Origin of the sequence: Echinicola strongylocentroti (assembly GCF_003260975.1) — a bacterium.
Lineage (GTDB): Bacteria > Bacteroidota > Bacteroidia > Cytophagales > Cyclobacteriaceae > Echinicola > Echinicola strongylocentroti.
This window is the reverse complement of the sequence record NZ_CP030041.1, coordinates 794,483-809,936: the sequence shown is the minus strand read 5'-3', so window position 1 is coordinate 809,936 and position 15,454 is coordinate 794,483. Positions and strand designations below refer to the sequence as shown.

Sequence of the window (15,454 nt, the reverse complement as noted above, 5' to 3'; positions counted from 1 at the left end):
AGCAATACGATGAAGAAGATCATATATACACTGACAATACTGGTATGGATGACGGGATGCGCTGATGTGCTGGAGATAGAGAACATCAATAATTATGATCCCGAGCAAGTGTGGAATGACGAGAGGTTGGCCAATGCTTATTTGGCCAATTTGTACGGGATGTTTGGAAACTGGAATACCGGTGCCGACCGTACCAGTCAGCAAATAGCAGGAATCGTTTGGTACGAGGATCAGATCACCATCTCCAATGGAAACTTCAAGAGCTGGGATTATGAGCAGGTTCGGCTGATCAATCAGGCCATCCAAGATGTGCAAACGGGGACATTGCCACAGGAAATTAAAGACGAGGTGATGGGGCAAGCGCTTTTTATGCGTGCCTATGCTTATTTCGAAATGGTCATGTACCATGGAGGTGTCCCGTATATCAAAGTGCCACAGGATCGATATGAGGATGATTTGTACGTGGCGAGAAATAGTTCTGCGGAGTGCTTTGATTTCATGGTGGAGGACCTGGACCAAGCGATCGACCTGCTTCCAGCGCACATAGCGTCTTCCAGTTCAGACTACGGTAAAATAGACGGAAACTTTGCCTTGGCCTTTAAGGCAAAAGTGCTTCTGTACAAAGCCTCACCGCAGTTCAATCCTTCCAATCCCTTTGATAATACTTACTGGCAGGAGGCTCACGAGGCCAATAAGCTGGCGTATGAAACGATGATGGAGCAGGGGTACATGTTGGTGGATGATTATAGTAATGTGGCACTGGAGGAAAGAAACAGTGAAGTGGTATTTTCAGTGATCAATAGCTACCCCAATAAAACAGCTGCTTGGGATCATGGTGTCCGTCCGGGATCCGAAAGCAGGGGGCCGGCTTCTGCCTGTCCTACCTGGGAGTTCATCAAGGAGTTTCCGATGAAAGATGGAAAATTATACAATGATCCTAGCGGAGCATACTATATGTCCGATGAAGCATTTTTACAAAATTACTGGGAAAACCGGGATCCAAGATTTGATAAGTCCATCGTATGGGCCGGAAAGCCGTATGGAGTGTCTGGGAAAGTCGATAAGCGCCAATATACGGCATTGGGTATAGCTCATGAGCTGGATGATTTTGGCGTCAACCCTGCAGCTCAAACGAACTCCACTAATTTGGACCGGTATACAGGCTTTTTTATCCTTAAAAACAGCCTGTTGGACCTTACCCAAGCCGAAGTACAGCAGTACGATCTTGATTATGTGCTGATGCGTTTTGCGGAGGTGATGCTGAACTATGCAGAGACTGCTAATGAGACGGGTGATATGACCACTGCGATGGAGATCTTGCGCCAGATCCGCGAGAGGGCCGGAATCGAGGCGGGTACAGATGGCAATTTCGGTATTCAGGCTACCAATAGGGATGAGCTGCGCGAAGTGATCTTGGCAGAGCGTAATATTGAGCTTTGTTTTGAAGGCCACCGGTTTTGGGATTTGAGAAGGCTCCGGTTGTTGGACAGATTAGACGGGACTACTAAACATGGGGTAGAATCCATTGCGGTGGAAGAAGGTGGTGCTGAGATGCCTTTGGTAGAGGCCAGGGCATTGGCTAATGACTATGAATTGGTAGAGGAGGACTTTAAATATTCTGTCTTACAGGTGCCGAGATCTGGTGTGAAAGAAAGTGTCTTGCCTGAGACCTATTATTTCTTCCCTATTCAAAAAGCCGTACTGGATCGAAATCCAAGCTTGGAGCAAAATGAAGGCTGGGGAGGTACATTCGATCCTACATTGGAATAATTGCTCGCTATGCTAGTAATGATTGCACTTTATGGTAATATTGTTCCTGATGTTTTATACATAAACCAATAACAATGAACAGTAAATCAAATCACAGCAAAGGATACCTGATCGTAGGATTAATTTGCAGCGCACTAATTTTAACGGCTGGTATTATCCCAAAGAGCACTTTTAAAAGCCTTTTCAATGGAAAGGACCTAAGTGGTTGGGTGGGGAATAAGACCGATTATATCGTGGAAGATGGTGTGCTGGTCATTAGGCCTGACAGAGGAGGGAAGGGAAACCTATACACAGAAGAGGAGTATCAGGATTTTCACTTAAAGTTTGAGTTTTTGCTTACACCAGGGGCCAACAATGGCTTGGGGATAAGGGCGCCATTGGAAGGTGATGCTGCTTATGTGGGCATGGAACTTCAGATTTTGGACAATTCTGCCGAGAAATACGCTGATTTGCACGCGTATCAGTACCATGGATCCGTTTATGGTGTTATTCCTGCCAAGAGGGGTTTTCAGAAGCCTGTGGGAGAGTGGAACAGTGAGGAGGTAATTGTTAAAGGAGATAAAGTAAAGGTGGTCCTAAATGGACGCACCATTCTCAAAGGAAATATAGCAAAAGCCAATGAAGAGGGTGCCTTGGACGGTAAGGACCATCCAGGGCTTAGGCGTACCAAAGGTCATATTGGTTTCCTTGGACATGGGTCAGTGGTGAAGTTTCGTAATATTAGTATTAAGGAACTTTGATCTTGATACCCATAAAAAAAAGCCGCTGACGTGATAGTCAGCGGCTTTTTGTTTTTTTAATGCTATTGGTAAATAGGATTATTTACCGGAGTTCTTGATGTCAGTAACTTCTTTTCTGATGTCCTGAGCGAGTGTTTTGATGGCTTGCATACCATTTCTTACTCTGGTACCAGCAGCTTTGTTACCTTTTTCGTAGAATTTTTCGAAATCATCCTCTAGAGAATCAACTAATTCCTTTACTTCTGTGAATCTGCTCATAGTGTTAAATTATTTAAGTTTATGTCATTAAAAACGTGAATATAGGGAGTTTATTTATTTTTCAATAGCCCTTTCACGAGATTTAGCATTTAATTTAATCGATTTATTCGGCTTATTTGCCCTTTTTGGGGTGTTTTTTACTAAAATTTAACTTTAGTGATAAAGGCTGTTTATAATTGCCTTTTTGCTTCTTTGTTGGTTTTTGTAGTTAACTTACTCATAGTCTGATGGTTATTGGTGTGGAGGCTGCTCGAGGAACGCTCTGTCCTTGTTTTAGCAGCTTAAAAAAGTACGACCAGACTTCCGGTCGTACTTTTCAGTAATCTATCACCTAACATTAAAATCTATTGCTTTTTTTAATTATTTCCTCTCGAACGACTACTTCCACTTCTTGAAGAACTGCTTGAGCTACTTCTGCTGCTTGAGCTGCGAGAAGTTGATCCAGTCGATCTGCTGACGTTTGATGAGCTGCCTCTGCCTACAGAAGAACTGCTCTTGCTTCTCGATGGAGAAGTGGTAGACCTAGAGGTACTGCTCCTCGATGTAGAGGGGCGTGCAGCTTCCCTACTTGATGGAGACCTTGTTGGTCTTGCCTGAGAATTGGTCTTTCGGGATGGTTGCTCATATGTCTTACTATTGCTTCTAGAAGTACTTGTAGCGCTGCGGGAATTATTAGTCCCGGATGATCCTCTCGTGCCATAAGTAGGGCTAGTGGACCTACGGGAAGGGGAAACCGCCTTATTGGTTGTTCGGCTATTGTTGCTTCTTGATGGCGACGCCGACGTATTTCGGGAATTATATCCAGAGCGACCTCTGGTCACATTGGATCGGCTTGCCCTGGCCCTTTCTGGAGACGTTACCTGAGAGGGTCTTGCTGTAGCCCTTCTGTCATTTCTAGCAGTCCTTAAATTGGGTCGATAGACCTCAAGGGTATTTCGGGATCTCGAAAGACTGGTCCTGCCTGCATTTCGGGAATTATTGATGCGATAAACATCCACAGATCTCCTGCTATAGCGTTCGATATCCCTTCTTCTTGGACCGCCCACATAGCGATTATTATTATGCACTACAGTATTATTGATAATGGTAGTCCTGTTATATATATTGACCACATTTCTGTTCGGAGCGTAATAGCGGTACACGTGTCTGTTCATAAACCTGGTCCTAGGTACAAAAACCCAGTGATAGCTTGGAATCCTCACGTTTACATTAATGGATACCCCAGGGCCTAATGGCGCCCAGCCATAATATCCGTTACCTGTTCGCCAGTTTACCCAGGCAGGTCCCCATTCATAGCCAGGAATCCAAGCCCATCCGTAATACTGGTCATACGTCCATCGTCCATAATGGAATGGTGCCCATCCCCAATTATAATAGGATACCCAAGTGTTACCATATTCCGTCATGACCCAGTGTCCATTAGTCCCATATGGATGGAAATCCCTATCGGCATAGGGCAGCCAGATATAACCATGTCTTGGGTCATTGACCCAGTCACCATAAGGTGAGAGTTCATCATAGAAGACCTGGAAGGATACTCCATTAGGGGTTTCAGCTTGCGCGTTAGTAGAATTCAATGCTAATACCAACCACAAAACCAGCGATATACCTGTCCATCTTAAGTTTCTTGCTTTATTCATTTTATTGCGGTTTAAATAGTTAATAATAGGTTGGTTGGGTTGGGCGGGGTCAATCGCCTTACTTCCTATCGTAGCTAAAACCGTTCCAATTTGGATGAATATGTAAAAATGAAACCTGCTAAATAGATTTACAGTTTTAAAAACAACTGATTTTTATACTTACCTATAAAAATGATATAGGGAGACAGAAGTATTTGTTAAAGGATGTCGTGTAATGATATGAAATTAAATTAATTTCGATAGTTAGTTAAAAATTACAATTAATAGGTGTATTTTTTAGTAAATAATGTTCTTTTTGATTGTACAAAATATAAAAAACAAATAAGTGTTTTGTATTTATTGTCAATTTTATAACTTTAATAATGATGACGGAAACCACCGAACAAATGGGGGAATGATATGTTTGTATAAGTATTTTTCCGCTGGTACAATTTATTGGTACAGGCTAGTGATTGCCGATCTGGTAAAATTGTTTTTTGATTATGCGAAATCTTGCCAATATCCACAATAGTCTAAGTCAGGTGCTAAGTAGTAGCGGCTGTAGTCTGTCTACCGCCATCAGTGGTCGATTATCCACCACAAAAGACGAGTCCAACTACCTTACTGGCATAGGGATGTATAATCAATAGTGGTTGGGTGTTTCAAGGTGAATGCCATGTGCATTGGAGTAAATAATTAAAAACTGTTTTAACCCTGTTTATGCATATTCCGGGTTAAAGCTTAATCTAAACCCTATTTTCTTATGAGAAAAATTTTACTTACCATGTTTTTCATGGTGTTGGTGGGAGGGCAATTTTTAATAGCCCAAACCCAGTCGATGACGAGTGCATCCCAGACCAAAACCATCACTGGTACGGTCACTGATGCAGATAGTGGAGAGCCAATTCCTGGAGTCAATGTCTTTATCAAAGGCACCACGACAGGTGCATCCACTGATTTGGATGGTCAATATACCTTGAACAATGTTCCTGAAGATGCCATTTTGGTGTATTCATTTATAGGTTATATGAGCCAAGAATATTCCGTTAAAGGAAAAAATACGATCGATGTGTCTCTTTCCCAAGATGCTGAAGAGCTGGGCGAAGTGGTCGTAACGGCGCTCGGGATCAGTAAAGAAAAGGAGAAACTTGGTTACTCGGTTACCGAAGTGGGCAGTGAAGCCTTGGATCAAGCCCGGGAAACAAATGTGGCCAACTCCTTAGCTGGACGGGTAGCAGGGCTGGTCGTTAAAGGTACCAACAGTGGGCCAGGGGGGACTTCAAAGATTACCCTCCGGGGACTTCCGAGCATCAGTGGATCAGGGTCTCCCCTTTATGTGATCAATGGTATTCCGATGGACAACACCCAAAGAGGATCTGCTGGCCAGTGGGGTGGTAGTGACAATGGCGATGGTATCGGTAACCTCAGTCCGGATGATATCGAGTCCATGACCGTTCTGAAAGGACAGGCAGCTTCGGCACTTTATGGGTCACGAGCCTCTAACGGCGTAATCCTCATTACCACGAAAGCAGGTAAAAAAGGAGGAGAATGGTCCTTGGATTACACGATGAACTTCATGACTGAGCAGGCGGTGGATTTTACTGATTTCCAAAACGTCTATGGGCAAGGAACTGGCGGACTCAAGCCCACTACGGCCAGTGATGCCCAGACCACGGGGCGCTCGGCCTGGGGAGCCCAGATGGATGGCAGCCAAGTGATTGGCTTTGATGGTAATAACTACCCTTATTCACCTGCTAGTGAAAATTATATCGATTTTTACAGGACAGGTACTAATTTTACCAATACCGTTTCTGTGTCGAAGGGATTGGGGGAAGACGGGGCGTTTAGGCTTTCCTTTTCCAATCTAGATGCCAATGCCATCGTGCCAAACAGCGGAATGGACAGGAAGACCATCAACTTAAATGTGGAGCAGAATATTACCGATAAGCTGAACATTACCGCCATGGTAAACTATGTCAATCAGCTGTCGACCAATATTCCTCACCTCAGTGATGGCCCTAGAAATCCCAACAACTTCTTGTTCTTGGCACCCAATGTCGACCACAACATCTTTGCTCCAGGCTATAATCCTGAGACAGGAGCAGAAACAGTATTCAGTGATGATATTTATGTGACCAATCCGTATTTTATTACCGAAAAGGGAATCAATGACCTTGAAAGAAACCGGACCATTTCCGCATTGTCTGCCAAGTATAGCTTCACGCCTGATATCTATGCGATGGTGCGGTTGGGAAATGACGTGTCCAATGATAAAGTGAACACCGTGGAGCCCTATGGATTGGCCTATACAGCTGATATGCAAGGGGCTTTGAATGCAAGAGGTCAATCGACACGTGCTGAACTTAATATTGACGGTCTTCTTGGTGCCACTGTAGACCTTACAGAAGATATCGAGTTAGATGCCTTGGCAGGGGTGAACATGCGGAAAAATAAATTCGAGTCGATTGGGTTAAGTGGTAGTCGGTTCGTGCTGCCTTATTTGTATTCTCCTTATAATACGGAGATTTTTAACAGGACTTATACTCCGGAGGGAGGCAATAATAACTCCCTCGTTTATCGAGAGAGAGAAGTGCATTCCGCTTATTATTCATTGGGATTTGGCTACAAGGATTTCTTGACCTTGACCACTACTGGACGATATGACGTGTACAGTACACTGAACCCTGAAAATAACAGTATCTTTTCACCTTCGGTGACCTTGGCGTTTGTATTTGACCGCCTGTTGAATATCGATGCGATGGACTTTGGAAAGCTTAGGGCATCTTATGCAGTGACCAGTGGAGAACCTACCCAGCCTTATCAGACGAAGTTCTATTACAGTTCTGCCAATGCCTTTAACGGAGTCCCCGCAGGATCAGCTCCACTTTCTTTACCAAATGAAGACCTGAAGCCTTTCACGACGGACGAAGTTGAGCTCGGAATGGATTTGAGTTTCTTTAAAAACAGGTTGAGCTTTGATATAGCGTACTTTACCAAGACCACTCATGATGAGATCATGAATGCGACCTACAGCATCACTTCCGGTTTTAATAATGGGGTGGTGGCGACCGGCTCGGTGTCCAACAAAGGACTGGAGGTTTTGGTAACAGGTGTGCCTGTGCAAACACAAAAATTCTCTTGGAATACCTCTGTTAACATGACCAGTGTGAAAAACGAAGTGCTCAGCACCGGGCCTGACAATAACCCCATCACCCTTGGCCAAAATAGAGCAACCTTAGGAGATGCCGTGACGGCTTTTGTAGTAGGAGAGTCTGGTCCCCAGATCAGGGCCTATGATTATGCTTATAATGAGGATGGAACCATCATGGTGGATGATTCAGGATTGCCAATGAGAGGCGAATTAAAGAACTACGGGTCTGTGCTTCCGACGTTCTATGGCGGATGGAACAACACGTTTAGCTATAATGGCATCTCGTTTTCGTTCTTGATAGATTATAGCTTTGGTAACAAGGTGCTGTCTGCTACGGAATATTATTCCACTTGGAGAGGGCTAAATAAAAGCACCTTGGTGGGCAGAGAAGAAGGGGTGACCACAAACGGCAATACCGCAACGGCAGAGAATTATTATAAAGCACTTGCCCAAAATGTGACAAGTACAAGTGTGATAGATGGCGATTTTATCAAGTTGAGACAGCTGACCTTGGGGTATTCCATGCCCGATAAATGGTTTGCCAATACACCGGTAATCAAAGGACTGAACGTGTCTTTGGTGGCGAGAAACTTGGCGATTCTGATGCGTCATGCTGAGAATATCGATCCTGAGGCCTCTTTTGGCTCTAATATCAACTATACAGGTATCGAAGGAACCAGTTTACCAAGTACAAGATCCTACGGATTCAACCTTAAATTTAAATTGAATTGATCATGAAAAGATATATAAGTTTTATGCTGGTAGGTTTGTTTGTGGCTTTTGCCGGCTGTGATAGTGATTTTGAAGAAATCAACACCGACCCCAATCGAGCCGATGGCGATCTCTTTGAACCGAATTTGATTTTGCCTACGGTGTCCTATAATTATGGAAACATGGTGACAGGCTATACAGGTTCGATCCTTTTTCAGAGCATGTGGGTGCAAGTATTGGCTTCTACTTCTACGAGAGGTGCCAACTATTACTCCAATGCCGATAAATACGTGATTTCTGGCAGCACCAATAACTATATCCAAGGCGTATGGAACCAAGGGTATCAAGCAGCGTCCAGGATCAACCAGATGCAGCAGCTGGCCATGGAGAAGGGATATACCAACCTCAATGCCGTCGGGGATATTATGAAAGTCCTGACATTGTCTTTTGTAGCGGATATTTATGGTGACATTCCTTATACGGAGGCATTGCAGGGGCAGGAAGGACTCACACAGCCCAAATACGATCAGCAGTCTGTGCTCTACATGAGCATGCTGGCTGACCTGGAAAATGCCATCAATACCTTGGGAACTGGTACCGATGAAATCACCAACGACGTGATCTATGGTGGGGATATTGCCCAATGGAAAAAATTCGGTTATTCCCTGATGCTGAAAATGGCCATGCGGATGGTGGAGGTGGATCCTGCATCTGCCCAGAGCTATGTGGAAAAAGCCGTTGCTGGTGGAGTCTTTGCCTCGGATGCTGATGAAGCGCTGATGTTTTCTGATCAGAACAACGGCTATGCCAACTCCAGCGCAAATGCCCTGAATGTACAGGACGACATCTATGAAGTACGCTGGTCAAAGACAATGATCGATTTTCTACAAGCTACGGACGATCCGCGATTGCCTGTAATCGCAGAAGTGCCTCCGGCAGGATTAGCTGCTAATAAAAATGGAAATGTGGTCGGAAACAATGACCCAGCTGTGCAGATCGGAATGCCCAATGGCTATGACCTCAAAGGACAAACTACTGATATTGGAAAGGAGCCAAACTACCCGGGTAGTACCGGAGAAGGGGATGATATGGCGCCTATCGGCAATTATTCCCGACCGACGGGGATCTATCGGGATAGGGATGCGCCGATTTTCTTCCTCACCTATGCGGAGGTTCAGCTATTACTGGCAGAAGCGGCGGTACGGGGTTATAATGTCCCGGGAACAGCAGCAGAACATTATGAGGCAGGTGTGTTGGGAGCCATGACCACCATTGGCAAATTCGGTGGAGGCACTGTCTCCAGTGCTGATGCGAATGCCTATGTGGCTGCTCATCCATTGGATATGAGCTCACCACAGACCGCCATGGAAATGATCAATGAACAGATCTGGGCCACTACCGGACTCTTGGCCAATTTTGTGGAGTCTTGGAACAACTGGAAACGCTCCGGTTACCCTGTGCTAACCCCGGTTAATTATACCGGAAACTTCTCTAATGGAGAAATTCCCCGGAGGCAGGTTTATCCATCCTCTGAAGGGACGACCAATTCCCAAAACTTAAGTGATGCCATTTCCAATATGGGAGGAGATACTTGGACGACCACTATATGGTGGGATCCAGGGAATTAATAGAATAAGTTGCGATGAACTAGCACCAATCGAAAAGGTTGTCCTCGAAATAGGGCAGCCTTTTTTGTTGGGTGAAATTCTATTGAAAATTTTCATCCAATTTTTGAAAACCTTATATTCCATTATCTAAAACCTTTTAACTCGATTTCAATACCGTTTAATTAAGAAGGTTTTTCAGTTCGGTCATTGAAAGAATTATGGTTTTTATCTATGATCGTTTTAAAACCTGTACAAAATGGGTGCGCCTAACAGGTGTTGGGCGGTAGGAAATAAAATACGCGGGAACTGAGGAAGAGAAATAGTTGCCCACTGTCAATCAAATAGAACCAGAGAAACCAAATATACACCAACCATTCGGCGTTGATTTCGAGTTTGAAATGTACATCAGGCTTGATTCCGTCCGAGTTGTTCGCTATTATATTGTTTAAAAACAACTATATTTGGTATTTATCAAATTTCATTAGCACTTAAAAAAGTTAGATAGTTTTCGTATAACCACTAAGAATGCAGAAAAAGAAACATTCCATAAAAGCCATTGCGAAGGAGCTGAATATTTCAGTAACCACAGTTTCCTTTGTTTTGAATGGCAAAGCCCAGGAAAACAGGATCAGCCAAAAACTGATCGATAAAGTACAGGCTTATGTAAAGAAAATCGGTTACCAGCCAAGTCAACTGGCCAAGAGCCTCAGGACGGGAAAATCCAATATCATCGTGTTTATGGTAGAGGATATTTCCAATCCATTTTTTGCGACCATCGCCAAGATGATCGAGGACCGTGCCTTTAAGGATGGCTATAAGATCATTTATTCCAGCACCAATAACGATCCGGTCAAGACCATGGGCTTGATCAGTATGTTTAGGGACCTACAAGTGGATGGGTATATCCTTACTCCGCCAGTAGGGATGGATGCTGGATTTTTGACCGAGTTGTCCAAGGACAGGAATCCACTGATTCTTTTTGACCGGTACTTGCCGGAGGTAGATTGTAGTTATGTGGTGATCGATAACTTCCAAGGGGCTAAGCAAGGGCTGGATTTGTTCTTGGAAAATGGCTTAAAAAACATTGGTTTTGTGACCATTGATTCAGACCAATCCCAGATGCATAACAGGAGAGAAGCTTATATACAAATGTGTAAACAACATGGGCTGGAAGAGAGAATTTTGGAAATTCCCTATGATACCTATTCTTCTCAAGAAACAGAGGCAGTAATGAAGGCTTACTTTGAGACCAATCAGGGCTTGGAGGCTGTTTTTTATGCTACCAATTACCTGGCAATGAAAGGCATGCAGGTGGTGAAGCAATTAAAAATAAAGATACCTGACGACCTTCAGGTTATAGCCTTTGATGACAACGAGTTTTTTAAATTCAATACACCATCGGTTTCTAGTATTGAACAGCCGAAGGAGGAAATTGCACAAAGCCTCATACAGTCTATGTTAAAGATGATCAATACCGAGCAAGATAAAAGAGAACCCAGCAAGATAATATTACAAGCATCACTGAAAGGACGAGAATCCACGAATAAAACAGTGAAATGAGTACTAGGAACCTGAGCTCGATTTATTTTTAGTATTAAAACCGTCATTACTAACCTGTCTGCCCAGGCGGGCCCTTTTTAGGAGGATGTGGGTTGGAAAAGGGTGTGGTAACTCGCTGCGGCGATCTGCCACGGCTTCCACCCCTTAAATCTCCCTCTAAGCCCTGTTTGGCTCTAAACAAGCTTGCCTTTGGCTCCAGACAGGCCTGCCTTTGGCTTCTAGGCTCGTAGTGCATGTTCCGACTACTGTACGGAGACGGTTTTCTAATCGAGCTGAGGTGAAGAGTGGCTATTCCAATATAGATGAAGGAGCTTTTCTTGGGATAGTATGAGGTATTGGGTTCCTAGAGTTTTGTGACGCTGCTTCATGGCTATTTCCTTGCGTTTTTTCATTTATCTTTGGTGTTTTTAATGTGGGACATGCTGGAATGTTTGATATGGGGATTAGTTGCTTTTTTTGATTTTTTTAATTTATAAATATCCAAAATAATATTTTTTATATAAACTAATGCTTCTTGGTCTTTTTAACTACTTAGTAGGACTGGGCTTTCTAAATTTTTTAAACTAAATAATGTATGTTGGATAGGCTGATTTTACACATTTATAACAAAGTAAGGGGTTTTTAGATAGGCTATTAATGGAAGTATTATTTCAATAGCTAAAGTTGATCACTTTCCTTTTAAAATTATAAAAAGATTAAATTGGATTTTTAGGCTTGATGTATGAATTGAGTTTTACAGGTTGTAAAACGCTTTTTTTTGTTCGTATTCGGACGTTGTTTTTTTGAACCAAAAAACTAGTGGGACTACGTAGTGCTAAATCGACTTTTCTTTTTGACTAAAAGGGTTTAGCTTTATTAGATATTTTTAGGCACTATTACCGTTCATTTATGCAAAATGTTCATTGATGGTGCAGATCGATAAAAATTAGTTGTTAACCTAAAAACCCAAAGTTAAATGAAAGAAAAGTTACCAGCTGTTGGTCGCAGGAGCGGCGGCAGCAGTATTGGCTTTCGCACATTGAGAGGAGGCGTTTTGATGATGCTATTCTCCGGAGCAATCAGCTCCGTCACACAGGCGGAAGAAGCAGTTTTTGTAATAGGTGAAGCGGGCGCCGCAGATGGTGTTTCGTTTTTTAAAAACACAGCCAAGGAAGTGACCGGTGTCGTGACCGATGAATCCGGTGAGCCCCTTCCGGGCGTATCCATTTTAGAAAAAGGTACTACCAATGGTACCGTGACAGACCTGGACGGCAAGTATAAGATCACCGTAGCCTCCGATGAATCCGTTTTGGTCTTTAGCTTTATTGGGATGGCCAGTCAGGAAGTTCCAGTGGGGAGTCAGTCGGCCCTTGATGTGGAGTTGACTTCCAATACCGAGTCCTTGGAGGAATTTGTGGTGATCGGCTATGGTTCACAGAAAAAGCGGGAGATTACTTCAGCGGTGGCCAATGTGGAGGAGGATGACTTTGTGCAGGGTGGTATGCGCTCACCGATGGAGCTGATCCAAGGCAAGGTGGCCGGCCTGAACATCAACCGTCCCCAAGGAAACAACCCCAATGGAACCACAGATATCCAGTTGAGGGGTTTGACCTCTTTAGTGGGCACGACCAGTCCATTGATTGTTATCGATGGTATCCCCGGGGGAAGTTTGGACCTGCTTCAGCAGGATGATATTGCTTCCTTTGATGTACTGAAGGACGGTTCTGCTGCGGCCATCTATGGTACCCGAGGCAATGCCGGGGTAATTCTCATTACCACCAAAAAAGGGAAAGCAGGACAATCGCGGTTTGATTATTCGACCTATTTCCAACGGGAATATGTGGACAGGAAGCCAGACTTCCTCACAGCAGACCAATATCGCGGCCTGATCGATCAAGGCTTGATCGACGAAGGTAATGACCTTGGTAGCTCCACAGACTTGTATGATCGATTGCTGAACAAACAGAACCTTAGCCAGTACCATAATTTTGCTGCGTCAGGTGGTGGCGAAAATTCCACTTACAGGGCTTCGTTTTATTATAATGGTGCCGAGGGAATTGCGCAGGAAAACAGCAACAAACAATTTGGTGGCCGGGTTAGCTTTAGTCAGACGGGATTTCAGGACAAACTTACCTTGGCATCCAATCTGGCGGTCAACTTCAGTGATGCCAACAGGCTAGGTGGACAAGGTGGGGACTTTGAGCAGGCCATTCAGCGAAACCCCACAGCTCCGATTTTTAACCCTGATGGATCATATGTAGAGACGCAAGCCTATAACAATTACAATCCCCTTTCCCGCTATGCCAATCGGGTCGATGAACGGAACAAGTCTACCTTCTCGGGGATATGAGGTTGACATATGAAATCATCGATGGGCTGAAAGCTTCCGCTTTTGGTGCATATATCCGGAACAATTACAATGACCGGTATTACCAGTCGATGAATGACTTCGCCAACCGTCCCACATCTGAATACCAAGGGATGGGCTATGCTTCTAAGTTCAACCACTTGGATTGGTCCAATACCTTTGAAGGTACCCTAAACTATAAGAAGATCTTCAATACCGATCATTCGCTCGATGCCATCGTTGGTTACAGTTACCAGTACTTTACGACAGAAGAGTTCAATGTTAACAATAATGGTTTTACGACGGATGGCTTTCTTGACTGGAACCTGAGCGCAGGTAGTGCTATTAACAATACACAACTTCCTCGTCCAGGGATGGATAGTTTCAAAGAAGACAATACCTTGATAGCCTTTTTTGCAAGAGCGAGTTATGCATTCCAAGAAAAGTATTTTGTGCAAGCGACCTTAAGAAGAGAAGGTTCTTCTCGGTTTGGTGCCAACCATAAGTGGGGAAATTTCCCAGCGGTATCCGTAGGTTGGGAATTGACCAAAGAGAGTTTCCTCGCTAACAGTTCAGCGGTAAATAACTTAAAAGTAAGATTGGGCTATGGGGTTACCGGAAACCAAGGAATAGATAATTATCAATCGTTGATCACGCTTTCTGAAGGAGGGGTATATCCTCAGGAAGGGATTTATTATCAAACTTACGGTTTGTCAAGGAACCCGAACCCCGACTTGAGATGGGAAAAGAAGAAAGAGTGGAATTTAGGGTTTGACTTTTTATTGTTCAATAATAAACTAGGAGGTTCCCTGGATTTGTACAATAGGGAAACGGTAGATTTACTTTATGAATACACCTCCCAACAGCCAGCATATGCCAAGGATAAACTTTTGACAAACGTTGGTAGTATCAACAATAGAGGGATTGAGCTTTACCTGACTTCTACCATAATAAAGAATACTGACTTTAGCTGGAGAGCTGATCTTACTGCCAATACGCAACGAAACAAAGTGACGTCACTTTCCAATGATGTCTTTACGATTTCATGGATTGAAGAAGGAGGTTTGCCAAGTCCCGGAAATCTTGGGAATGCCATTAGGATAGAAGATGGCGGCCCTATCGGGAACTTTTATGGGAAGCGGTTTGCAGGATTTTCCGAAGATGGCAAGTGGCAATTTTACAAAGCAGATGGTTCGATTGGTGAAGCAGGGGACATGACCACAGAGGACCTTACGGTCATCGGTAACGGTGTTCCGAAGTATATGGCTTCATTGAACAATACGTTTACGTATAAGAATTTTGACCTTTCCATATTCTTCAGGGGGAAATTTGGATTTGATATTCTAAACACCAAAGAGATGTATTTCGGTAACATGAAATGGCTACCAAATAACCTGTTAGAAAGTGCGATCACTACCCACGCCGACCTCGATGACGATCCGCAGTATTCAGATTACTATTTGGAAAACGGCAGTTTTGTGAAGCTGGATAATATAACATTGGGTTATAATTTTGAACTGAACAGTCAGTATTTCAGGAACCTGAGGGTGTACGCTACAGGGAGAAACTTGTTGACGATTACCAGCTATTCTGGTATAGATCCTGAGTTACAAGATGTTGGTCTGAACACCGGTATAGATGGTAGGGGATTTTACCCTCGAACAAAATCATTTGCGTTGGGTCTAAAAGTTGGATTTTAAAGCGAGGAAATC

The 15,454-nt window shown here is 43.7% G+C and carries 10 protein-coding genes; 8 read left to right on the top strand and 2 right to left on the bottom strand.

Going from position 1 to position 15,454, the window contains the following annotated elements; genetic code table 11:
* The first annotated feature begins 9 nt into the window (after window positions 1-9).
* Both DN752_RS03085 and DN752_RS03080 read left to right on the top strand, forming a co-directional pair.
* The gene (locus DN752_RS03085) at window positions 10-1,770 is read left to right on the top strand and encodes a RagB/SusD family nutrient uptake outer membrane protein (protein WP_112786401.1); all 1,761 of its coding nucleotides are present in this window, start codon (window positions 10-12) and stop codon (window positions 1,768-1,770) included.
* A 74-nt stretch (window positions 1,771-1,844) separates the two neighbouring features.
* A complete protein-coding gene (locus DN752_RS03080; protein WP_112782621.1) occupies window positions 1,845-2,510 on the top strand; it encodes a 3-keto-disaccharide hydrolase in 666 nt (221 codons plus the stop codon).
* A gap of 78 nt (window positions 2,511-2,588) precedes the next feature.
* Here DN752_RS03080 and DN752_RS03075 read toward each other — a convergent pair whose 3' ends face one another.
* Both DN752_RS03075 and DN752_RS03070 read right to left on the bottom strand, forming a co-directional pair.
* Window positions 2,589-2,768 carry a histone H1 gene (locus DN752_RS03075; RefSeq protein ID WP_112782620.1) on the bottom strand — a complete coding sequence of 60 codons (180 nt, stop codon included), beginning with the start codon at window positions 2,766-2,768 and terminating at the stop codon, window positions 2,589-2,591.
* A 356-nt stretch (window positions 2,769-3,124) separates the two neighbouring features.
* Complete coding sequence (locus tag DN752_RS03070; RefSeq protein WP_112782619.1) at window positions 3,125-4,408, bottom strand: DUF6600 domain-containing protein; 1,284 nt, start codon at window positions 4,406-4,408, stop codon at window positions 3,125-3,127.
* 482 nt (window positions 4,409-4,890) lie between these two features.
* Between DN752_RS03070 and DN752_RS24340 the strand changes: the two genes are divergently transcribed.
* From DN752_RS24340 to DN752_RS24845, 6 genes are all read left to right on the top strand, one after another.
* Window positions 4,891-5,037 carry a hypothetical protein gene (locus tag DN752_RS24340; RefSeq protein WP_162633084.1) on the top strand — a complete coding sequence of 49 codons (147 nt, stop codon included), beginning with the start codon at window positions 4,891-4,893 and terminating at the stop codon, window positions 5,035-5,037.
* Window positions 5,038-5,150: 113 nt separating this feature from the next.
* Window positions 5,151-8,270, top strand: coding sequence for a SusC/RagA family TonB-linked outer membrane protein (locus DN752_RS03065; RefSeq protein WP_112782618.1), 3,120 nt, complete (start codon window positions 5,151-5,153; stop codon window positions 8,268-8,270).
* A 2-nt stretch (window positions 8,271-8,272) separates the two neighbouring features.
* Complete coding sequence (locus tag DN752_RS03060; protein ID WP_112782617.1) at window positions 8,273-9,877, top strand: SusD/RagB family nutrient-binding outer membrane lipoprotein; 1,605 nt, start codon at window positions 8,273-8,275, stop codon at window positions 9,875-9,877.
* 504 nt (window positions 9,878-10,381) lie between these two features.
* A complete protein-coding gene (locus tag DN752_RS03055) occupies window positions 10,382-11,416 on the top strand; it encodes a LacI family DNA-binding transcriptional regulator (RefSeq protein ID WP_112782616.1) in 1,035 nt (344 codons plus the stop codon).
* Between the two features lie 955 nt (window positions 11,417-12,371).
* Window positions 12,372-13,745: a carboxypeptidase-like regulatory domain-containing protein gene (locus DN752_RS24850; RefSeq protein WP_245949441.1), complete on the top strand. Its 1,374-nt coding sequence runs from the start codon at window positions 12,372-12,374 to the stop codon at window positions 13,743-13,745.
* Window positions 13,742-15,442, top strand: a complete 1,701-nt coding sequence (locus tag DN752_RS24845; RefSeq protein WP_245949440.1) for a TonB-dependent receptor domain-containing protein — start codon at window positions 13,742-13,744, stop codon at window positions 15,440-15,442. The genes DN752_RS24850 and DN752_RS24845 overlap by 4 nt, the downstream gene beginning before the upstream one ends.
* The last annotated feature ends 12 nt before the right edge of the window (window positions 15,443-15,454 follow it).